The organism is Paludibacterium sp. (assembly GCF_019232825.1).
Classification (GTDB): domain Bacteria; phylum Pseudomonadota; class Gammaproteobacteria; order Burkholderiales; family Chromobacteriaceae; genus Paludibacterium.
Window position 1 is genome coordinate 16,081 of sequence record NZ_JAFAND010000113.1, and the last position, 21,076, is coordinate 37,156.

Sequence of the window (21,076 nt, forward strand, 5' to 3'; positions counted from 1 at the left end):
TATTCAAGTCTATTGTGAGAGGTGAATAAAACATGAAGCAAGTGACATGCAGTCAAGTTCGGGTTGTTTCTGAAGAAGATTTGAAGCATATCTATGGTGGTGGAATTGAGCCGGGGAGCACTGCCGATAAAGTAAAAAATGGATTTATGGCGGGATATAGTGGCAGCAGGGGTTGCTATGCTAGGGCTCAGGACGTCATGCAAGGAAGAAATATGGGGCGTGGAGGGCGTAGGAAGAACTAATCGGAGTTATAACTGAGCTTGTTGAAGGCGGCGCCTGTACGAAATTTTGCACAGGCGCCGTTTGTTTGGTGTTATTGACTTAATGTTCAATGAATGAGAGCGCGATTGGCACGCTTCGTGCTGTGGTGCTGCGTCATCGAACAGGGAATGCGACGATGTGCACATCCAGCTTATTGAGCAGAAGGCTGGGCGGCGAGGAACACGTCAGTCCTGGTGGGAGATAGAGATTCTATAGAATCGATGCCGCTGCCATCGGAGAGTAGGAACCTATGGTTAGCAGGGTCGTATTTCAGCCGATAGTTTTGGATTTGCTTTCCTCGCTCGGTGATCAGCATGCTGTCCAACTTGACCGAAGGGAAGTGAGCAGAGCCTGCGTCGCCTGGTGTCTCTTCGAAAGAAAGCGTATTGATGATCTGGCGGCACGGCGTGGTCTGACCAGTTTTGCATTGTCGCTCATGTGGTGTCAGGTCGGCGATATAGTGCAGAGTGGGCAGCAGCCGGTTGCTTGTTAAGGTGAAAGCCACCATGCCGGCATCGGTGCGCTGATAACCTTGTGGTGTACTGCTGGATTTACCGAAGCGGAACATGGCGATATCTCCTGCAAGCGAAAAGAAATCATAGTCGACTTTGCCGTTCGGTTGAGACACGACACCCAACAGGGGTTTGCTGGCCGCGACCACGCGCTTGTGCTCCGTGTCATAGTGTAGTGGTTGTATCCCAAGGACTTGTACTGGGTGATCGCCTTGGGTTTCCATGCGGAACATGACTGCGCCTTTGAGATAGGTGCTATCCCATTCATCTTCAAATTGCTTGTAATCAAGAAAATGGATGCGTCCTTTCTGGCTGGGTGCTTCGACACCGAAGACATCACGGTCCGCTTGCCAAGTGGGTGTGCCCACATATAGCTTATCGCCCTGTTTTTCCACCCCCGCGATCAGCGATGGGAAGTCTGCCAATTCATACGCGAGGTCCACCGGGTCTTGCTTGTCTTTCTGCGGTGCATACTTGCCCGGTTGGTAGGATTGCCACCGCGCACCAGGGCCGACTATCCAGAAATAACCGATGCTACACAATAAGGCCATACCGATGATGGCCAAAATTCCTTTATTCCGTTTAGTCATGTCTCTTGGGTCCGAAGAAATAACGACACGCACCAGGCAATAGGGCCCCTGGATCGCCCGGCGTGGCGCATTGTTGATTGCAAGCAAAATGGTTGCCGTACGGTAGAACGTGCGGAAAGGGGGTGTCAGGTTCCTACACAGTTTTACCGGGAGGAAGACACGGCGTTGCGTCTTTTTGTTCCCATAGCCAATGAATACAATGAATTATTAATCATGGAGAATGATATTGATTTTTGTTGAAATATTTTAAAGTGAGTAAATATATTTGATTTGTTTTGCGTCATTAATAAGTTAATGGTGTTATATTTTTTTTATTGAACTTAATCAATTTTATAAATACCAAAATGTGGTGCGTTCAACATCTTTGAGCGGATTGCTAATTTATATCATTGAGGAATTAAATATGAAGAAAGTGACGTGCAGCCAAATGCGAACCGTTTCTGATGCGGATTTGAAGCATATCTATGGCGGCGGGGCTGCCGCTGGCGGTCAAGCCGATAAAGTGAAAAATGTGCCGCAAACCCGACCAAGCGGTAAGGGAGGATGCGTTGCAGGAGCGCGGCAAACCCAAAATGCGCCAACCTAACGTTGATTCCTAGTCCTCCAATAGTCGTGTCATACAAACGCCTGCGTATAGATTACGCAGGCGTTGTCTGGTTTGGGCGCGTCACGACTTTGGTCTTCTTTCCGTTTGGGGCGGCAGCGTGGCGAGAAACGCGTCGGTTTTGGCCGGCGATAGCGCTTCGATGGGATCGATGCCGCGGTCGCCAAACAGCAGGTAAGTATGGCGGGGATGGTCGTATCTCAAGCGGTAGCTGCGAGTTTGCTTGGTTTGCTGGCTGATCAGCGTGCTATTCAATATCACCACGGGTAAGCCGGCGCTGGCGGCGTCGGCCTCCGCGGAAGCGATGGCGGTGACGATCTTTCGGCAGGGCGTGGCCTGGCCGACTTCGCACTGGCCGCCAGGCGGGGTGAGGGCGGCGGTATAGTGCAAGGCGGGCAGCAGCCGATGGTTGGTTAAGGTTAACACCATTAAACCGGCATCCGTGCGTTGATAGCCCTGTGGCGTGGTGCCGGATTTGCCAAAACCGAATGTGGCGATCGGGCCGGTGAGCCCGCGGTCCTCGTAGTCAATGGTGCCGTCTGGTTGTGACACGACGGCGAGCAGGGGGTTACTTGCCGCGACCACGCGTTTGCGCTCGGTATCATAGCGCACTGGCTGTACCCCCAATATTTGCACGGGGTGATCGCCCAAGGTGTCCATGCGGAACACCACGGCGCCCTTGTTGAACGTGCCGTCATGATCGTCTTCATAGCGGATGTAATCGAGGAGACGGTAGCGTCCTTGCACCTGAGGTGCCTCGATGCCCAGCACGTCATGGGGTGTTTGCCAGTCGGGGCGGCCACCATACTGGCCATCCTTCTGTTTTTCCACCCCAACGATCAGCGCGAGCTCATCTGCCGCTTGATAAGCGAGATACGACGGATCCTGTTTGTCTTTCTGCGGCATGTATTGAATCGGTTGATAGGGGCGCCATTGCGCTCCCGGGCCAGCGAGCCAGAAATAACCGACGCCGCTCAGTGTGGCCACGCCGATGGCGCGCCAAAACCATTTATGCCGTTTTTCCATGCGATGTTTGTCCCCAAGAGTGCCAAGGCGGCTCGTTGCCGGGGGAGACTGCGCGGCAAGTCTTTTTGTTCCCCTTGCCATGAGGCATGGCAAGGGCAGTTTTCCCTTTGTCGGGGCGGAATTTATCTGAATGACGCGTTGCCGGGGGTGTCGGGACGGGCTTACAATCGAGACAGTATTTTCGTTCGCAAGCGAAAATCATTTTTGGCATTGATTGGAAAATTATCTTATGACGATTCAGCAATTGATCAGCGAGCGGGTGCAGGCTGCGCTGACCGCCGTGGGCGCGACGGACGCTCAGGCGCTGGTGCAACCCGCCTCCAAACCAGAGTTCGGCGATTATCAGGCCAATGGCGTGATGGCCGCCGCCAAGCAACTGCGCGTCAACCCGCGCGAACTGGCCCAAAAAGTGGTCGACGCTCTGGACTTGCGACGAATTGCAGAACGCGTCGAGATTGCTGGCCCCGGCTTCATCAACATCCATCTGAGCGCCGACTTCATCGCCGCCGAGGCCGAACGCGCCTTGAGCGACGCGCACCTGGGCGTGACCCAGCAAGCGCGGCAGACGGTGGTGATCGACTATTCGTCGCCGAACCTAGCCAAGGAAATGCACGTCGGCCACCTGCGTTCGTCGATCATCGGCGACGCGCTGACCCGCGTGCTGGAGTTTCTCGGCCATACGGTGATCCGCCAGAACCACGTCGGCGACTGGGGCACCCAGTTCGGCATGCTGACCGCCTATCTGGTGGAAACCCATAACGAGGGCACGGCGACCAACGAGCTGCACGACTTGGAGGAGTTCTACCGCAAGGCCAAGGTGCGCTTCGACGAGAGCGAGGATTTCGCCAACCGCGCGCGCGAATACGTGGTCAAGCTGCAAGGTGGCGACGCGCAGGTGCTGGCGCTGTGGAAGAAATTCGTCGCCGTGTCGCTGGAACACTGCCAGTCGGTATACGACAAGCTGGGCCTGAAGCTGACGCCGGACGACGTCATGGGCGAATCGGCCTATAACGACGACCTGGCGCGCGTGGTGGAAGACCTCGAGACCGCCGGCGTGCTCAAGGAAGACGACGGCGCCAAGTGCGTGTTCCTGGACGAGTTCCAGGACGCCGACGGCAACCCGTATCCGTTCATCGTGCAGAAAAAGGACGGCGGCTATCTGTACGCCACCACCGACCTGGGCGCGATCCGTTACCGCGTGCGCACGCTGCATGGCAACCGCCTGATCTACGTGGTCGACGCGCGTCAGAGCCTGCACTTCTCGCAACTGTTCGCCACTAGCCGCAAATCGGGCTTCGCGCCGGCCGGCGTGCGCCTGGAGCACGTGGCCTTCGGCACCATGATGGGCCAGGACGGCAAGCCGTTCAAAACCCGCGCCGGCGGCACGGTCAAGCTGGTCGAGCTGTTGGACGAGGCGATCGAGCGTGCCCACGCGATGGTGAGCAGCAAGAACCCGGAACTGGCCGACGCCGACAAGCAGCGCATCGCCCACGCGGTGGGCATCGGCGCGGTCAAGTACGCCGACTTGTCCAAGAGCCGCATGAGCGACTACATCTTCAACTGGGACAGCATGCTGTCGTTCGAGGGCAATACCGCGCCGTACCTGCAGTATGCCTACACCCGCGTGCAGAGCGTGTTCCGCAAGGCCGGCGAGTGGAACCGTCAGGCCAAGGTCGACGTGACCGACGTGGCCGAACGCCAACTGGCGGTGGCGCTGGCGCAGTTCGAGGACGTGCTGGTGACGGTGGGCGAGGGCTGCTACCCGCACCATCTGTGCAGCTATCTGTATCAGATCGCCACGCTGTTCTCGCGCTTCTACGAAGCCTGCCCGATCCTGAAGAGCGAAGGCGCGGTGCGCGACAGCCGTCTGCGTCTGGCCGACTGGACCGCGCGTACGCTGGCCACCGGCATGGGCTTGCTCGGCATCGACGTGCTGGAAGCGATGTAAGCGTTCGCCAAACGGCAGCGAAAAACCCCTAGGGATTCCCTAGGGGTTTTTCTTTTCATGCCCAAGCCGGTCGGCACGATCCATTTGGGCGCAGCGCCAAGGTGGTCGATCAAGCTTGTAATAGCCTCCTGATGAGCAGCGCTTTCAAGTCTTTTCTGCTGTCACAGGCGAGATGGACATAAGCCGTATCCCCTCGAATTTCATAGATGATGCGATTCATGCCGCTGATGACTTGGCGATACTGCGAGAGGTTTAGACTCACCAATTCTGCGGGGATATGTCCCCTCTCTGGGAAGGACTGAATGATGGCAACAGATGCCTTTATTTTGCCGTAGGTGGATTGCCATATTTCCGGTCCAAAGTTTTGCAGAATATAGCGCTTCAATGCTTTGAGATCTATTTCCGCCGACTGAAGGAAGACCGCTTTAACGGTCATGACTGATCTTCCTTGTCCAACTCGGCAAAGACATCCTCTGCGGCGCGGAACTGGCCTTGCATGATCTCATGATTGCCGAAAGCGAGGATTTTCAGCAGCGCGAGCGTCTCCTCTTGTTCCTCGTAAGAGTGTACGTCCATGACGACCAGCTTGGCCTCGCCGTTCTGAGTGATCAGCATCGGCTCGCGGCTCTCCGAGATCTCTTTAACGATCTCGGCGGCATGACTCTTCAGATAACTGATGGGTTTGACTTGCGTTGAGAGCTTCATGTTGGTCTCGGCGGTGTAAATTTCATTGGACTGATTATAGACTGAATTTGGTCTTTTACGAGGGGTGAGGGTCGTTCGTCAAGATTGCGCGCCATCCCAGCGGTAGCATCGCCGGTTTTATTTCTCGCAATGTCCTCATGGCCTCTCCGCGCGCGCATCGCGCCACGGGCTGGGCGGCGGGGGTGATGGCCGCCGCCATCGTCGCCCGGTCCGGTCACGCCGGCCCTTTCTACCTATGGAGCCTCGTTGCTTGCCTGGCGGGCGCGGCGGGCGGCACGGCGCCGGATTGGCTCGAACTTGCCTGGTGGTCGCGCCGGCGGCGGCGCTGGATCGCGCATCGCAGCCTGACGCATTGGGGCATCGGCTGGATCGGCTTGTTGGCGTACGGTTATCTGACGCTGAGCACGCATCCCTGGGCGGCGGCGGTGCTGGGTTTTGCCGGCGGCGGCGTCATGCATCTGCTGGCCGATTGGCCCAATCCCCTGGGTGTGCCGTGGATCGCGCGGCGGCATTCGCTGGGCTGGTGGAACAGTGGCCGCTGCGATGGCTTGGTGGTTGGTTTGGCGTGGCTGGCGGCATTGGCGACGGTCGCGCAGGGGTGGGCGTAGCGGGCGTCGGCGTACGTAGCCCAATTTCAGACTTTCCTGACGGTTCCGCTATCTTGTTCTTTTAGCCTTGGCTGGCGTAAGGTGGGGGCTTGCGGCGTCAAGCCGCAAAGGGCGCGGCCCCGGGGTCTTGACCACCCCGGAGCCGCTAACCACAGCAACTCCTAACTCCCTTAACACAAGGAGAAGTTGATATGGCTACTTGCCATCGTACTGCAACCCCCACCGCCGTTTCAAACCGCGATCTCCTGCAACTGCCGCTGTTCTCTCTGATTTCGGAATTGTGCGCGCCGCGCGCGGGCCAAGCCGATCCCGGCGTGTGCCGGCTGATCATCGATAGCCGTCTGCCGTGGTCGTCGCTGCGTGTCGATTCGGAGCATTCATGGATGTATTTGCCGCAGCCGGTGCGAACCCGGCGCGTGGCGGGATGCGTGATTTTAACCGCCGAATAAGGCGCTAACGGAGGCGGGGCCCGTGGTGGCCCCGGTCCAGGTCAAGTCTTTCCCTTCCTCTAACGCGTCGGCCAATGCCAGGCGGGGCGCGTCAACGGTTCTTGGCCAAGCACCTGCGTTTGGCCGAGTGTCTTTTCCAGCGCCAGGCTATGCGCGCCGGCCTGTTCCAGGGCCGACACCAGCCGCACGGCATGGCTGACCACGATCACCTGGGCGCGGCCTGAGGCGGCCGTGATCAATCTCGCCAACGCCGGAAACAAATCCGGATGCAGACTGGCTTCCGGCTCGTTGAGCACCAGCAGTTCCGGCGGCCGGGGGCTGAGCAGCGCGGCGATCAATAGCAGGTAGCGCAGCGTGCCATCCGATAATTCGCTTGCCGCCAAAGGGCGCAGCAGGCCGTGTTGCCGCATCAGCAGGCTGAACCGGCCGTTTTGCGCATCGATGTCCACCACCGCGCCGGGAAAGGCGTCGTCGACTGCCCGCTGCAATGCCGCCGCATCGCCGATCTCCAAGATGGTTTGCCAGGCGGCGGCCAGGTCGCCGCCGTCGTTGGCCAGGGCTGGGGTATGGGTGCCGACCTGCGGCTGTCTGGCCGGCGCCAGCGCGTCAGTGCGCAGATGGTCGTAAAACCGCCAACCGCGCATCCGTTCGCGCAGCTGCAGCAGTTCAGGCGCCGCGATGGGGTCGGCGCAGTGGTTGAACACGCTGTCGTAGGGGGCGAGGTGTTGCGTCAGCGTGCGCCAGGCGCGCCCGCTGCGGCTGCGCGCCAACGCATTGCGCCGGTCGATCAACAGTGTGGCGTCGCGCAATGTGCCGCCGGCCCAGATGCATTCGCGCTTGATGTGGGGGTCGAGCGTGAAGCGAGTCGGACTCGGCGTCGGCGCGCCCAGGTCGATCGCATAGCCGAAATCGTCGCTGGCGAAACCGAGCTTGAGCGAACGCGGGCCGTGGCTTTGGCTTCCCTGGATTGGCGCCTCGCCGCGGCGCATCGCGGGCGAAAGCTTGTCCGGCCCGGCCCACAGGGCGGCGCCGAAGCCGCCTTCGCGCGCCAGCGCCGGCACCAGGCCGCCCTGGGCCGCCTCGGCGATCAGGCGCAGCGCGCGATAGGCATTGGATTTGCCGCTGCCGTTGGCACCGCTGATCACGTTGAGGGTGTCGAGCGGCAGGCAGAGGTCATGGAGCGAACGGTAATGGGAAACGGCGAGGGTGGTCAGCATGGTGGTGTCGAGGGGCTGGCGGGGCGATCACGGTAACATCGGCGCCCGTTTGGTTCCTGATCAAGTGAAACACCCCGGAAACCGGTCTTCGCGCGGCGGTTTCCGGGGCGTGAGGGACGGCGGGGCTTAGCGTTCCAGCGCCAGCGATACGCCCATGCCGCCGCCGATGCACAGCGTGGCCAGGCCGCGCTTGGCGTCGCGGCGCTGCATTTCGTGCAGCAGCGTCACCAGGATGCGGCAGCCGGAGGCGCCGATCGGGTGGCCGAGCGCGATGGCGCCGCCATTGACGTTGAGCTTGCCGTTGTCCCACTTCAGTTCGCGGCCGACGCCGATCGCTTGCGCGGCGAAGGCTTCGTTGCCCTCGATCAGGTCGATGTCGTCCACGGTCCAGCCGGCGCGGGCCAGCACGCGTTGCGTGGCCGGTACCGGGCCCATGCCCATGATCGACGGCTCGACGCCGGCCGAGGCGTACGCTTTGATGCGCGCCAGCGGCTTGAGGCCGAGCTGGTCGGCGCGCGCGGCGCTCATCATGATCACCGCGGCGGCGCCATCGTTGATGCCGGAGGCGTTGCCGGCGGTGACGGTGCCGTCCTTCTTGAACGCCGGGCGCAGCTTGGCCAGGCCTTCCAGCGTGGCGCCGTGCTTGATGAACTCGTCCTGGTCGAACGCCACGGGATCGCCCTTGCGCTGCGGCACCATGACCGGAATGATCTCATCGGCGAAGCGGCCGGCTTTTTGCGCCGCCTCGGCCTTATTTTGCGACGCCACGGAGAACGCATCCTGTTCTTCGCGGCTGATGCCGTATTTTTCGGCGATGTTTTCCGCGGTAATGCCCATCGGATACTGGTTGTAGACGTCGGTCAGGCCGTCGTACATCATGCTGTCGACCAAGGTGGCCGGCCCCATGCGGAAGCCGTCGCGCGAGCCCGGCAGCAGGTGCGGCGCCAGGCTCATGTTTTCCTGGCCGCCGGCAATGACGATGTCGGCGTCGCCGCAGGCGATCGCCTGCGCGGCAAGATGCGTGGTCTTCAGGCCCGAGCCGCACACCTGGTTGATGGTCATCGCCGGCACCTCGACCGGAATGCCGGCCTTGATCAGCGCTTGGCGCGCCGGGTTTTGGCCGCTGCCGGCGGTCAGCACCTGGCCGAGAATCACTTCCGACACTTGATCGGGACGAATGCCGGTTTGCGCCAGCAGGGCCTTGATCACGGTGGCGCCGAGTTCGGGCGCCGGAACCTTGGCCAGCGCGCCGCCGAAGTTGCCCAGGGCGGTGCGGCCGGCTGCAACGATCACGACTTCTTGCATTTGCTTCTCCTGATAAAGAGGACAGTCTCTGTGTTATGAGCGCGCATGACGGCCGCGCGCCTTATATTTACAGTACGTTGGCCAGCGGGGTGGGCATGGCCTTGGCTTTGACGTAGCTGCCCGGCGCGGCTTCCAACGGCGGGTAGGCCTTGTTGCCCATGCTCTTGGGCGCGGCGACCTTCTTGCCCGATTGCGGCGCGAGCCAGGCGTCCCAGTCCTTCCACCAGCTGCCCGGACGGCTTTCGGCCTCGTCGAGCCAAGCCTCGGCGTCGATCGGCAGTGCGTCGTTGACCCAATAGTTGCGCTTGTCCTTGGTGACCGGGTTGATCGAGCCGGCGATGTGGCCGGAGGCGCCGAGCACGAAGCGGCGCGACGGCGCGCCGGTGAAATACTTCAAGCCGGAAGAGGCCGAGGTCCACAGCACGATGTGGTCCTCGCGCGCGGCGAACATGTAGACGGGGACGTCGATGGTCGACAAGTCGATCGGCACGCCGCACAGCGTGACGCCGCCCGGCTGGATCAGCGCGTTGTTGAGGTAGAACTCGCGCAGGAAGAAGGTGTGCATCGGCAGCGGCAGGTCGACCGCGTCGTTGTTCCAGAATAGAAGGTCGAACGGCGCCGGGGTCTTGCCGAGCAGGTAGTTGTTGACCACGTAGTTCCACACCAGGTCGTTGGCGCGCAGCGAGGCGAAGGTGCGGCCGATTTCCTTGCCGCTGATGATGCCGCCGGCCGCCATCTTGGCCTCGCGCTGCTCGATCATGTGCTCGTCGATGTAGACCTTGATCTCGCCCGGTTCGGCATGGTCGATCAGCGAGGTCATGAAGGTGGCGCTGTTGACCCAGTCGAGCCCGCGCGCCTTCATCACCGCCAGGCTCGTGGCCAGGATAACGCCGCCGATGCAGAAGCCGAGCGCGTTCATTTTCGGCTGGCGCGTGATCTTCTTCACCACCTCGGCGGCGGCCAAGACGCCCGACTCGATGTAGCGGTCCCAGGTGAACTGCTTCATGTCGGGCTCGGCCGAGCGCCAGCTGATCAGGAACACGCGGTAACCCTGGGCGACGAAATGGCGCACCATCGAGTTTTCCGGCTGCAGATCCATCAGGTAGTACTTGTTGATGCAGGGCGGCACGATCAAAAGCGGCATTTCATAGACTTGCGCCGTGGTCGGCGTGTACTGAATGAGCTCGATCAGCTCGTTGCGGAACACGACCTGGCCCGGCGTGGCGGCGATATTGTCGCCGATCTCGAAGCGGCTTTCGTCCGACATCGAGATATGCCCCTTCTCGATGTCGGCCATCATGTTCTTCATCCCCTCGACCAGGCTTTCGCCCTTGGTCTCCATCGCGTGTTTGATCACTTCCGGGTTGGTCAGGATGAAGTTGCTGGGCGACATGGCGTCCAGGTATTGGCGGGTGATGAAGGACAGGCGCTCCTTGCTGTCGCCCTCCAACTGCGCCTGATCCACGAGCGTGGTCATCCACTCCGCGGTGCTCAGGTAGCTTTGCTTGATGTAGCTGTAGAACGGGTGCTCGTTCCACTCCGGCGCGGCGAAGCGGCGGTCCTTGGCGGCGGCCGGCGGCGCGGCGTCGTCGCCGGGCGGCGTTTGGCCGAGAAACTGCATCCACAGCTTCATCTGTTGTTGGTACAGATTGCTTTGCAGCGCGAACAGCGGGTTGCCGCCGTTTAGCGTCTGCTGCCAGAGGGCGAAGGGATTGGCGCCGTCGGGGCCAGACAGGGAGGCGGTGAATTGCTGTAGCCACTGCTGGTTCGCATTCGCGAGATTGTCGAAGAACAGGTCCAGCGAGCTTGTCGTTTCCTGAGTCAAAATCCACTCCTCCAGCAAGATGTTCGATCGGCGCCGCCGGTCGCGTCATGCGCCGTTGATGCTCCTGACTGTAACAAGAATTTATGACGTTTACACTCGGTGAAGGGGCTGTTTACGCAAAATTCTTGATATGTCATCCGGGTTGTTGCGCAATGCACCATTTTCTTTCGTTGAATGAAAACCGACAGATGGGATAATAGGGCATCACACTTTTAAGGGGATGTCATGGCCAAGGTGACGCTTGAAGGCCGTCCGACGGCGGTGGGCAGTATTTTTTGCGTCGGCCGCAATTACGCCGCGCATATCGCCGAACTCAACAATGTGCGCGATGACATGCCGCTGGTATTCCTCAAGCCGCAGCGCGCCTTGGTGCCCCCGGGCGGCAGCTTGACCTTGCCGGACTATTCCCACGACGTGCACCACGAGTGCGAGCTGGTCTTGCTGATCGGCCGCGACGCCGACCATGTGCCGGTCGAGCAGGCTCTGGACGTCGTCGCGGGGTACGCCGTCGGCCTGGACCTGACCGCGCGCGACGTGCAGAGCGAGCTGAAGGCCAAGGGGCATCCCTGGACCCGCGCCAAGGGTTTCCGCGGCTCGGCCTGCGTGTCCGATTTCGTCGCCGCCAAGCGCGTGTCCGACCCGACGCGGCTCCGATTCAGCTTCAGCATCAACGGCGAGGTGCGCCAGCGCGGCGACACCGCGATGATGCTCGTCGGCGTGGCCGCGCTCGTCTCCTGGCTGTCGGCCGAATACGGCCTGCAAGCCGGCGATCTGATCTATACCGGCACGCCGGAAGGGGTCGGGCCGATCCATGCGGGCGCGCACCTGGAGGCCGAGCTCGACGGTTTGGTATCGGCGCATTGGGATGTGACGCGATGAGCCGCAAGCCGCCGCAGGACGAGGACGACAGCGGCAAGACCCGGCTCGACAAATGGCTGTGGGCGGCGCGTTTCTTCAAAACGCGGCAGCTGGCGCACGAAGCGATCGAGCTTGGGCGCGTGCTGGTCAATGGCGACCGGGTCAAACCGTCGCGCGCGGTCAATCTGGGCGATGCGCTGTTGTTGCGCCTCAATCAACTCGAGTATCGCGTGACCGTGACCGGCGTGTCGGGACAGCGCAAATCGGCCAAGGAGGCGCAACTGCTCTATAGCGAGAGCGCCGAATCGCAGGCGGCGCGCGAGGCGCGGCAGGCGTTGCTGCGCGCCGAGCACGCGAGCTTTCCGCACGGCGACGGCCGGCCGACCAAGCGCGCGCGGCGCGACATCACCCGCTTCAAGGATTCGTATCAGTGAGTTCGCTGCTGCCGTTCGCCACCTACTATTTCTGCTACTTCGCTTACGGCGGTCTGTTCAATCCCTTCTGGGGGCTGTATCTCGACTCGCTGTCCTTCAGTCCCTGGCAAATTTCGCTGTTGATCGCGTTGTCGACCATGGCGCGCATCGTCGCGCCCGGATTCTGGGGCTGGCTCGCCGACCGCCTGCAACGGCGCCGGGCGATCATCGTCGGCACGTCGCTCGCGGCCGCGCTGGGCTTTCTGCTGATTTGCCTGCACGCCAAGACTTTCGTCTGGGTGTTCTTCTGTCTGGCGTTGGTGCACTTCTTCTGGGCGGCGTCGCTGCCGCTGGTGGAGGCAAGCACCGCGCACCTGACGCGCGCCGAGCCCGGCCGCTATAGCCGGGTGCGGGTGTGGGGCTCGATCGGCTATTTGATCCTGGCGGTGGCGGGCGGTTACCTGCTCGACTGGCTGCGGTTGGCCAGCCTGCCGTGGCTGGCTTTCGCGCTGTTGTGCGCGGTGCTGTGGTCGGCCTGGCGCCTGCCCGAGGTGGCGGCGCCGGCGCGCGCCAAGAGCCGGACCTCGCTGTGGCATACGTTGGCGCAGCCGCCGGTGCGGACGCTATTTGCCTGTTGTTTTCTGATGGCCTTCGCGTTTGGCCCGTACTACACCTTCTATTCGATCGGCCTGAAACAGGCGGGCTTCGGCAAGAGCGCCGTCGGCTGGCTATGGGCGGTCGGGGTGATGGCGGAGATCGGCGTGTTCTGGTTCATGCCGCGCATCATGCGCGCGGTGGCGCTGGAGCGGCTGATGCTGCTGTCGCTGGCCGCCGCCGTGCTGCGCTTCGGCGTCATGGCGTTCGCCATCGGCAATCCGGTGTTGGCGGTGCTGGCGCAGGCGCTGCACGCGCCGACCTTCGCCATGCATCATGCCGCCTCCATCGGCCTGATCCACCGCCATTTCGCCCAGGAGCACCACGCCAAGGGGCAGGGGCTCTACGTGATTTTCTCCTTCGGCATCGGCGGCAGTTTGGGCGGCTTGCTGGCCGGCGCGCTGTGGACACACGGCGGCGTGCCTTTGGTGTTCGGTTTGTCGGCCGCCGTGGCGCTCGTGGGCGTGGCGGTCTGTACCCAAGGTTTGCGTCCTTTCCGCGCCTGAATCCCTTCCAACCTCGCGTTTTGTAGCGCGCATTCGCCGCAGGCAATGCACGGTGCGCGCGTCGAGGCCGTGCGTTGCTTCGCGAACGCACGCTACCCACCGTATGTTTTTGGACGTAATGTCCAATTCTTCCGACAGCTTGTCCAATCGCTGATTTTTTCGACAAAATCGGCGCTTTTTGCCGCTTGATAGCGGCGATGCTGCTATGCAAGAATGGTCAAAACACAAAACGATTCAGTATTTTGGACAAAGAGAAATCAGAGATGAGCGGACAAACGTTATATGACAAGCTGTGGGCGCGTCATGTGGTGCACGAGGAGGCCGACGGCACGGTATTGCTGTACATCGATCGCCACTTGGTGCACGAAGTGACGAGCCCTCAGGCGTTCGAAGGGCTGAAGCTTGCCGGCCGCGCGCCGTGGCGCATCGATTCGGTGGTGGCCACCGCCGATCACAATACCCCGACCGACCACTGGGAACGCGGCATCCTGGATCCGATTTCGCGCCTGCAGGTGGAAACGCTGGACGCCAATATCAAGGAATTCGGCGCCCGGGCCTACTTCCCCTTCCGTGACCCCCGCCAGGGCATCGTGCACGTCATCGGGCCGGAGCAGGGCGCGACGCTGCCGGGCATGACCGTGGTTTGCGGCGACAGCCATACCTCGACCCACGGCGCCTTCGGCGCGCTGGCGCACGGCATCGGCACCTCGGAAGTCGAGCACGTGCTGGCCACGCAATGCCTGGTGGCCAAGAAATCCAAAAACATGCTGGTGCGCGTCGACGGCGAACTGCCGGCCGGCGTGACCGCCAAGGACATGGCGCTGGCGGTCATCGGCCGCATCGGCACCGCCGGCGGCACCGGCTACGCCATCGAGTTCGGCGGCGCGGCGGTGCGCGCGCTGTCGATGGAAGGGCGCATGACCCTGTGTAACCTGGCCATCGAGGCCGGTGCCCGCTCGGGCATGGTCGCCGTCGATCAAACTACCATCGATTACCTCAAGGGGCGCCCGCTCGCGCCGGCCGGCGCCGATTGGGCGCGCGCGGTCGACGACTGGCGCACGCTCGTGTCCGACGCGGACGCGGCCTTCGACGCCACCGTGGTGCTCGACGCCGCCGAGATCGTGCCGCAGGTGACCTGGGGCACCTCGCCGGAAATGGTGTGCGGCGTCGACGGCCAGGTGCCGGACCCGGCGCGCGAGACCGACCCGACCCGTCGCGAGGGCTTGGAGCGCGCGCTGCACTATATGGGCCTCGCGCCGTATACGCCGATCGGCGAGATTGCGGTCGACAAGGTGTTCATCGGCTCCTGTACCAATTCGCGCATCGAGGATTTGCGCGCCGCCGCCGCCGTGGCGCGCGGACGCAAGAAAGCCGACTCGGTGCGCCAAGTGCTGGTGGTGCCGGGCTCGGGTCTGGTAAAGGCGCAGGCCGAGGCCGAAGGACTGCATCGGATCTTCCTCGACGCCGGTTTCGAATGGCGCGAGCCGGGGTGCTCGATGTGTTTGGCGATGAACGCCGACCGGCTGGAGCCGGGCGAGCGTTGCGCCGCGACCTCGAACCGCAATTTCGAGGGCCGGCAGGGGCAGGGCGGGCGCACGCATCTGGTGAGCCCGGCCATGGCCGCCGCCGCCGCGGTCACCGGTCATTTCGTCGACATCCGAACCTTCTGAGGACGCGCCATGAGAGCCTTTACCACACTCGATGGGCTGGTATGCCCGCTCGATCGCGCCAATGTCGACACCGACGCGATCATCCCCAAGCAGTTTTTGAAGTCGATCAAGCGCGCCGGCTTCGGGCCGAACCTGTTCGATGAATGGCGTTATCTGGATCACGGCGAGCCGGGCATGGACAATAGCCGCCGTCCGTTGAATCGGGATTTCGTGCTCAACATGCCGCGCTTTCAGGGGGCCGAGATCCTGCTGGCACGTGAGAATTTCGGTTGCGGATCGAGTCGCGAGCACGCGCCTTGGGCGCTGGAGGATTACGGCTTTCGCGCCGTGATCGCCCCCTCGTTCGCCGACATCTTCTTCAACAACTGTTACAAGAACGGCCTGTTGCCGATCGTGCTGTCGGCCTCCGCCGTCGACCGCCTGTTCGTGGAGTGCGCGACGCACCTCGACTACCGGCTGGCCGTCGATCTGGACAAGCAGACCGTGAGCACGCCTTCCGGCCTGCATTATCATTTCGACATCACCGCGCATCGCAAACATTGCCTGTTGAACGGCTTGGACGAGATCGGCCTGACCTTGCGCCACGCCGACAAGATCCGTGCTTTCGAAGCGACGATCGCCGCCGAGCGGCCCTGGCTGCGCTGATTCCCGATCGAGGAGAGATCAATGAAAATTGCCATTTTGCCGGGAGACGGCATCGGACCGGAAATCGTCGCCCAGGCTTGCCGTGTGCTGGAGGCGTTGCGAAGCGACGGCCTGCCGGTGGAAACCGAGCACGGGGTGTTGGGCGGCGCCGCCTATGACCGCCATGGCGAACCCTATCCGGAAGCGACGCGCCGGCTGGTGCACGCCGCCGACGCGGTGCTGCTCGGCGCCGTGGGCGGGCCGCAATACGACAAGCTCGACCGGCCGTTGCGGCCCGAGCGCGGCCTGCTGGCGATCCGCAAGGACCTGAACCTGTTCGCCAACCTGCGGCCGGCGCTGCTCTATCCGGAGCTTGCCGGCGCCTCGACGCTCAAGCCCGAGGTGGTGGCCGGGCTCGACATCATGATCGTGCGCGAGCTGACGGGCGACATTTACTTCGGCCAGCCGCGCGGCATCGCCGTGAACGAGCTCGGCGAGCGCGAGGCGTACAACACCATGCGCTACAGCGAAAGCGAAGTGCGCCGCATCGCCCGCGTGGCGTTCGGCATCGCCATGAAACGCTCGCGCCGGCTATGCTCGGTGGACAAGGCCAATGTGCTGGAGACCACCGAGTTCTGGAAGGAAATCGTCACCGACGTCGGCCGCGAATTCCCCGAAGTCGAACTGAGCCATATGTACGTCGACAATGCGGCGATGCAGCTGGTGAGAAACCCCAAGCAGTTCGACGTGATGGTCACCGGCAATATTTTCGGCGACATTCTCAGCGACGAGGCGTCGATGCTGACCGGCTCGATCGGCATGCTGCCCTCGGCGTCGCTCGACGAGAATAACAAGGGGCTGTACGAGCCGAGCCACGGCTCGGCGCCGGACATTGCCGGCCGCGATCTGGCCAACCCGTTGGCCACCATCCTGTCGCTGGCCATGATGCTGCGCTACAGCTTCAACCGCGACGACGTGGCCACGCGGGTGGAGAGCGCGGTCAAGAAGGTGCTGGCCGCGGGGTTGCGCACCGCCGATATTTATCAACCGGGCTGCGAAAAGGTCAGCTGCACCGCGATGGGCGACGCCGTCGTCGCCGCGCTGTAGGCCGGGTGAACAGAATGGCTGTTGAAAGGAATGATATGCGAGTGGGATTTGTAGGTTGGCGCGGCATGGTCGGCTCGGTGCTGATGCAGCGCATGAACGAGGAGCGGGATTTCGCCCACATCGACGAGCCGGTGTTTTTCACCACGTCCAACGTCGGCGGCAAGGGGCCGAGCATCGGCCGCGACGTGCCGCCGCTCAAGGATGCCTACGCGATCGACGCGTTGGCGGCCATGGACGTGGTGGTGACCTGCCAGGGCGGCGACTACACCAACGAGGTGTATCCGAGATTGCGCGCCGCCGGCTGGAAGGGCTTCTGGATCGATGCGGCGTCCAGCCTGCGCATGGCCGAGGACGCCATCATCGTGCTCGATCCGGTCAATCGCGCGGTGATCGATCGCGGGCTTGCCGGCGGGGTGAAGAATTTCATTGGCGGCAACTGCACCGTGTCGCTGATGCTGATGGCCTTGTCCGGCCTGTTCCAGCGCGATCTGGTCGAGTGGGTCAGCGCCATGACGTACCAGGCGGCCTCGGGCGGCGGCGCGCAGCATATGCGCGAGCTGTTGTCCGGCATGGGCGTGCTCCATGGCGCGGTGGCCGATCAACTGGCCGATCCGGGCAGCGCGATTCTCGACATCGACCGCGCCGTGACCGCCACGTTGCGCGACGACGCCTTCCCGACCAAGCAGTTCGGCGTGCCGCTGGCCGGCAGCCTGATTCCGTGGATCGACAAGGATTTGGGCAACGGTCAGTCGAAGGAGGAGTGGAAGGGCCAGGCCGAAGCCAACAAGATTCTCGGCCGCGGCGAGCAGCCGATCGTCGTCGACGGCTTGTGCGTGCGCGTCGGCGCGATGCGTTGCCATAGCCAGGCGCTGACGGTGAAATTGCGCCGCGACGTGCCGCTGGATGAAATCAGCGACATGCTGGCCTCGGCGCACACCTGGGCGCAGGTGGTGCCGAACGAGCGCGAGGCGTCGATGCGGGAGCTCTCTCCGGCGGCGGTGAGCGGCACGCTGCGCACGCCGGTGGGGCGCTTGCGCAAGCTGGGCATGGGCCCCGAGTATCTGTCGGCCTTCACCGTGGGCGACCAGCTGCTGTGGGGCGCGGCCGAGCCGCTGCGCCGGATGCTGCGCATCCTGCTCGAACGTTGAGGCCGGGGCGGGACGGTTCTGTAACAAATGCCGATTGGGCGCTAGAATAGCGCCCAATCAGCTCTTAGATATATTGGCAGGGGCGCGCGAGCGCCCCTGCCGCTTATAGGGATCCCCACCATGTCGCAAGCTTTGCAAGTCGCCGTCGTCGGCGCCGCCGGCCTGATTGGCCGCGCCATCCTCGAACTATTGGCCGAACGCCAGTTTCCCGCCACGCGAGTGCTCGCCCTCGACGAGGCGGGGTACGAGGGGGAGACCGTCAGCTACGGCAACCTGGAACTGGACGTGCGGCCGCTCGACGAAGTGTCGTTCGATAATATCGACTTGGCCTTTTTCGTTGCCGGCAGCGACGTGACGCGCCAATTGGCACCGCAGGCGCGCGCGGCGGGCACCGCGGTGGTCGATTTCAGCGCGGCCTTCCGCCTGGATGCGCAAGTGCCGTTCATCGTGCCGCGCATCAACGGCGCGAGCCTGGCCGACGCCGCCGACGCGCCGTTGGTGTCGGTGCCCAACTGCACCGTCACCCCGCTGGCGGTGGCGCTTCATGCCTTATCCGCGCACGGCTTGCGCCGCGTGACCGTGTCGACCTATCAATCGGTGTCCGGCACCGGCCAGGCGGCATTGGAGGCGTTGGCCGACCAGACCACGGCGCTGTTCGGTCAGCGCGAGGTCGAGACCAGCGTCTATCCCAAGCGTATCGCCTTCAATTTGCTGCCCAAGATCGGCGACGTGCTGGAAGACGGCGCAAGCAGCGAGGAGCAATCGGTGATCGACGAAGTGCGGCGCTTGCTCGGCCTGCCGTCGTTGACGGTCGAAGCCACCTGCGTGCGCGTGCCGGTGTTCTTCGGTCACGCCTGGGCGGTGCATGTGGCGCTGGAACGGCCGCTGGAAATCGACCGCGCCAGGAAGCTCCTGGCCGCCAACGGTATCCACGTGGTAGACGACCCCAAACGCGAGGATGGCTTCGCTACGCCGATGGAAGTCGCCGGTTCCGACCGTATCTGGGTCAGCCGGGTACGCGCCACCGCCGACGGCCTGGCGTTCTGGCTGACCGCCGACAACGTGCGCGTCGGCGCGGCGCTCAATTGTGTCGAGGTGGCGGAGACGCTACTGAAAGCGGGCAAACTGCCGTCTTAAGCTGGATAAGGGCTAGCTTATTCTGTCAGCCCAACCTAATATTGCGGTATTTAGCGCAATTTGGCGTGTGCACGCCATATGTTGTGTCCTAGGGCCTGCCGACAATCTTTTTTGCGGCGGCCCTCATAGCGCCGTGGTCGCAGAACCGCGGCGGGAGGAGACGATGTGTTGAGACGATTCATTGCCGCGCTGGCGTTTGCGCTGTTGTCCATCCATGCCTGGGCCGATTTCGGTCCCATCCGTGTTTATTCCCGCCTTGGCGAGCCGTTACGCGCCGAGGTGCCGCTCACCGACACCGATACCATGAATGGCTCGCACTGGCGTGTGAGCCTGGCCGACAGGGCGACCTTCGACGACCTCAACTACGTCTATGGGCCCGAATTGGCCGATCTGCGCTTTTCCTTGTTTGCCGGCGCGAACGGCCCGGTGGTGCTGATCCGCTCGCAAAAGCCGATCCGCACGCCGTACCTGCAGTTCGTGCTGCAGCTGAAGAGCGATGGGGGGCGCTGGGTGCAAGGGTTTGACGTGCGGCTGGAGTCGCGCGGCGAGAGCGACGTCATCGACGTGCCCGCCGACACCGCGGTGCCGGCCGCTGCGGCCTCGCGCAACGCGCGCGCCGCCAAACCGGCCGAGACCGGGCTATTGGTCGGCAAGCACGATACCTTGGCTTCGCTGGCGGACAAGATCCGTCCCGCCAACATTCCGCAAAGCCAAGCCATGGCCGCGCTGTATTTGTCCAACCGCGCCAAGTTCGTTGCCGGCGATCCGCCGCGGCCGAAGCCGGGCGCCCGGCTCGCGGTGCCGAGCGTGGCAACGATGCGCGCCATCAGCATGTCGCATGCCGAGGCCTTGCTGCATCCGCCGCGTCCGGGCGCGGTGCCGCCGCTAGCGCCACTGACCGCCTCGACGCCGTCGGCCGCGCCGACTGCCAAGCCGGTGGCGCCGCCGGAGAGCGCGAGCCAGCCTAAGCCCGCCGCCGCGCCGCAAGCGGCATCGCAGGCTGCCGCCTATGCCGCGTCCGAGGCGGCGGCGCGCGCCAAGATCGATGCTTTGCAACAACAGGTGAACGCGCGCGCGCAAGATCTGCAGAAAGCCGACCAGCACATTAACGATCTCAACCGTCAGATCAAGTCGCTGCAAGCGTCCGAGGCGGCGGTCGCCAAGATGGTGGCCAACGGCATCAATTACCGCAGTCCGAAGGTGATGGCCTTGACCGGCGGGGTGGCGCTGATCATCGCCGTGCTGTTCTTCCTGCTCGGCCGCCGTCGCCGCAACGGCGACGGCAATGGCAAGAAGAAACCGCCCAAGGGGAACGGAAAGAAGGGCGGCTTGGCCACCACCGGCGTCGCCCAGCCAGACCCGTCCGCCCTTGAGGCCGACGGTAAGGGCGACCCGCTGGCCGAGGCGGAGGTGTATCTCGCCTACGGCCATGACGATCAGGCCGAGGACATCTTGCGCAAGGCGCTGGAACTGCATCCGGGGCGGCAGGATATCCGCGCCAAGCTGCTGGAGATCTACGCCGCGCGGCCGGATACGCTCAAGTTCGAGGTGTTGGCGCGCGAAGTGCACGACGCCTACGACGGCCGCGGCGCACAGTGGGAGCGCGCGCGCGCCATGGGCGCCAGCATCGACCCGGACAACCCGCTCTACCGCCCCGAGGGCGCGGAAGCCGCGCCGGCGGCACCGATGATGGATTTTTCCGCGCTGGAAACGCCGGTGCTCGAGCCGGCGGACGGCGGGCTGGACTTCTCGATGCCGGAGACGGCGTCGGCGGCGCCCGGGCCGGCAGCCGAAAACAGCCTGCTTGACTTCGACTTCTCGCTTGAGGGCAAGGACGCGGCGCCCGGCGCCGATTTGAGCCAGACCGAGCCCGACTTATCCGTGCTCGATCTGCCCGCCGAGCCGGCGC

Annotated in this window: 21 protein-coding genes; 14 read left to right on the forward strand and 7 right to left on the reverse strand. The window is 63.1% G+C overall.

What is annotated here, in order from left to right:
• Nucleotides 1-32: 32 nt before the first annotated feature.
• Entirely contained in the window at nt 33-242 is a 210-nt protein-coding gene (locus tag JOZ06_RS14550) for a hypothetical protein (protein WP_293233662.1), read from the forward strand.
• Between the two features lie 170 nt (nt 243-412).
• Here the strand turns inward: JOZ06_RS14550 and JOZ06_RS14555 are convergent, their stop codons facing one another.
• A complete protein-coding gene (locus JOZ06_RS14555) occupies nt 413-1,363 on the reverse strand; it encodes a hypothetical protein (RefSeq protein ID WP_293233664.1) in 951 nt (316 codons plus the stop codon).
• 403 nt (nt 1,364-1,766) lie between these two features.
• Here JOZ06_RS14555 and JOZ06_RS14560 point away from each other — a divergent pair, with 403 nt between their 5' ends.
• A complete protein-coding gene (locus JOZ06_RS14560; RefSeq protein ID WP_293233666.1) occupies nt 1,767-1,949 on the forward strand; it encodes a hypothetical protein in 183 nt (60 codons plus the stop codon).
• Nucleotides 1,950-2,030: 81 nt separating this feature from the next.
• On the opposite strand, the gene JOZ06_RS14565 is transcribed toward JOZ06_RS14560, so the two are convergent.
• A complete protein-coding gene (locus JOZ06_RS14565) occupies nt 2,031-2,993 on the reverse strand; it encodes a hypothetical protein (protein ID WP_293233668.1) in 963 nt (320 codons plus the stop codon).
• Nucleotides 2,994-3,222: 229 nt separating this feature from the next.
• Here JOZ06_RS14565 and argS point away from each other — a divergent pair, with 229 nt between their 5' ends.
• A complete protein-coding gene (gene argS, locus JOZ06_RS14570; protein ID WP_293233670.1) occupies nt 3,223-4,941 on the forward strand; it encodes an arginine--tRNA ligase in 1,719 nt (572 codons plus the stop codon).
• Between the two features lie 109 nt (nt 4,942-5,050).
• On the opposite strand, the gene JOZ06_RS14575 is transcribed toward argS, so the two are convergent.
• Together JOZ06_RS14575 and JOZ06_RS14580 are read right to left on the reverse strand one after the other, a co-directional pair.
• Entirely contained in the window at nt 5,051-5,377 is a 327-nt protein-coding gene (locus tag JOZ06_RS14575; protein ID WP_293233672.1) for a type II toxin-antitoxin system RelE/ParE family toxin, read from the reverse strand.
• Nucleotides 5,374-5,646: a type II toxin-antitoxin system Phd/YefM family antitoxin gene (locus JOZ06_RS14580; RefSeq protein ID WP_293233674.1), complete on the reverse strand. Its 273-nt coding sequence runs from the start codon at nt 5,644-5,646 to the stop codon at nt 5,374-5,376. Before JOZ06_RS14580 ends, JOZ06_RS14575 begins: the two co-directional genes overlap by 4 nt.
• A gap of 137 nt (nt 5,647-5,783) precedes the next feature.
• Here JOZ06_RS14580 and JOZ06_RS14585 point away from each other — a divergent pair, with 137 nt between their 5' ends.
• On the forward strand, nt 5,784-6,254 hold the full coding sequence (locus tag JOZ06_RS14585) for a metal-dependent hydrolase (RefSeq protein ID WP_293233676.1): 471 nt from the start codon (nt 5,784-5,786) through the stop codon (nt 6,252-6,254).
• A gap of 191 nt (nt 6,255-6,445) precedes the next feature.
• Nucleotides 6,446-6,703, forward strand: a complete 258-nt coding sequence (locus JOZ06_RS14590) for a hypothetical protein (protein ID WP_293233678.1) — start codon at nt 6,446-6,448, stop codon at nt 6,701-6,703.
• A gap of 59 nt (nt 6,704-6,762) precedes the next feature.
• Here the strand turns inward: JOZ06_RS14590 and JOZ06_RS14595 are convergent, their stop codons facing one another.
• From JOZ06_RS14595 to phaC, 3 genes are all read right to left on the reverse strand, one after another.
• Entirely contained in the window at nt 6,763-7,920 is a 1,158-nt protein-coding gene (locus JOZ06_RS14595) for an AAA family ATPase (protein WP_293233680.1), read from the reverse strand.
• A gap of 126 nt (nt 7,921-8,046) precedes the next feature.
• Nucleotides 8,047-9,225: an acetyl-CoA C-acetyltransferase gene (locus tag JOZ06_RS14600; protein WP_293233682.1), complete on the reverse strand. Its 1,179-nt coding sequence runs from the start codon at nt 9,223-9,225 to the stop codon at nt 8,047-8,049.
• Nucleotides 9,226-9,292: 67 nt separating this feature from the next.
• Nucleotides 9,293-11,050 carry a class I poly(R)-hydroxyalkanoic acid synthase gene (phaC, locus tag JOZ06_RS14605; protein ID WP_293233684.1) on the reverse strand — a complete coding sequence of 586 codons (1,758 nt, stop codon included), beginning with the start codon at nt 11,048-11,050 and terminating at the stop codon, nt 9,293-9,295.
• 225 nt (nt 11,051-11,275) lie between these two features.
• On the opposite strand from phaC, the gene JOZ06_RS14610 reads away from it, so the two are divergent.
• The 9 genes from JOZ06_RS14610 to JOZ06_RS14650 form a co-directional block, all read left to right on the forward strand.
• Entirely contained in the window at nt 11,276-11,929 is a 654-nt protein-coding gene (locus tag JOZ06_RS14610) for a fumarylacetoacetate hydrolase family protein (RefSeq protein WP_293233686.1), read from the forward strand.
• Nucleotides 11,926-12,342, forward strand: coding sequence for a S4 domain-containing protein (locus tag JOZ06_RS14615; RefSeq protein WP_293233688.1), 417 nt, complete (start codon nt 11,926-11,928; stop codon nt 12,340-12,342). The genes JOZ06_RS14610 and JOZ06_RS14615 overlap by 4 nt, the downstream gene beginning before the upstream one ends.
• Nucleotides 12,339-13,481: an MFS transporter gene (locus JOZ06_RS14620; RefSeq protein ID WP_293233690.1), complete on the forward strand. Its 1,143-nt coding sequence runs from the start codon at nt 12,339-12,341 to the stop codon at nt 13,479-13,481. The genes JOZ06_RS14615 and JOZ06_RS14620 overlap by 4 nt, the downstream gene beginning before the upstream one ends.
• A 263-nt stretch (nt 13,482-13,744) precedes the next feature.
• The gene (leuC, locus tag JOZ06_RS14625) at nt 13,745-15,151 is read left to right on the forward strand and encodes a 3-isopropylmalate dehydratase large subunit (RefSeq protein WP_293233692.1); all 1,407 of its coding nucleotides are present in this window, start codon (nt 13,745-13,747) and stop codon (nt 15,149-15,151) included.
• Nucleotides 15,152-15,160: 9 nt separating this feature from the next.
• Nucleotides 15,161-15,796, forward strand: coding sequence for a 3-isopropylmalate dehydratase small subunit (gene leuD / locus JOZ06_RS14630; protein ID WP_293233694.1), 636 nt, complete (start codon nt 15,161-15,163; stop codon nt 15,794-15,796).
• Nucleotides 15,797-15,817: 21 nt separating this feature from the next.
• Nucleotides 15,818-16,882, forward strand: a complete 1,065-nt coding sequence (gene leuB / locus JOZ06_RS14635) for a 3-isopropylmalate dehydrogenase (protein WP_293233696.1) — start codon at nt 15,818-15,820, stop codon at nt 16,880-16,882.
• A gap of 35 nt (nt 16,883-16,917) precedes the next feature.
• Nucleotides 16,918-18,030 carry an aspartate-semialdehyde dehydrogenase gene (gene asd / locus JOZ06_RS14640; RefSeq protein WP_293233698.1) on the forward strand — a complete coding sequence of 371 codons (1,113 nt, stop codon included), beginning with the start codon at nt 16,918-16,920 and terminating at the stop codon, nt 18,028-18,030.
• A 120-nt stretch (nt 18,031-18,150) separates the two neighbouring features.
• Nucleotides 18,151-19,167: an aspartate-semialdehyde dehydrogenase gene (locus JOZ06_RS14645; protein WP_293233700.1), complete on the forward strand. Its 1,017-nt coding sequence runs from the start codon at nt 18,151-18,153 to the stop codon at nt 19,165-19,167.
• 165 nt (nt 19,168-19,332) lie between these two features.
• A partial coding sequence (locus JOZ06_RS14650; protein ID WP_293233702.1) for a hypothetical protein occupies nt 19,333-21,076 on the forward strand: 1,744 nt, incomplete at its 3' end.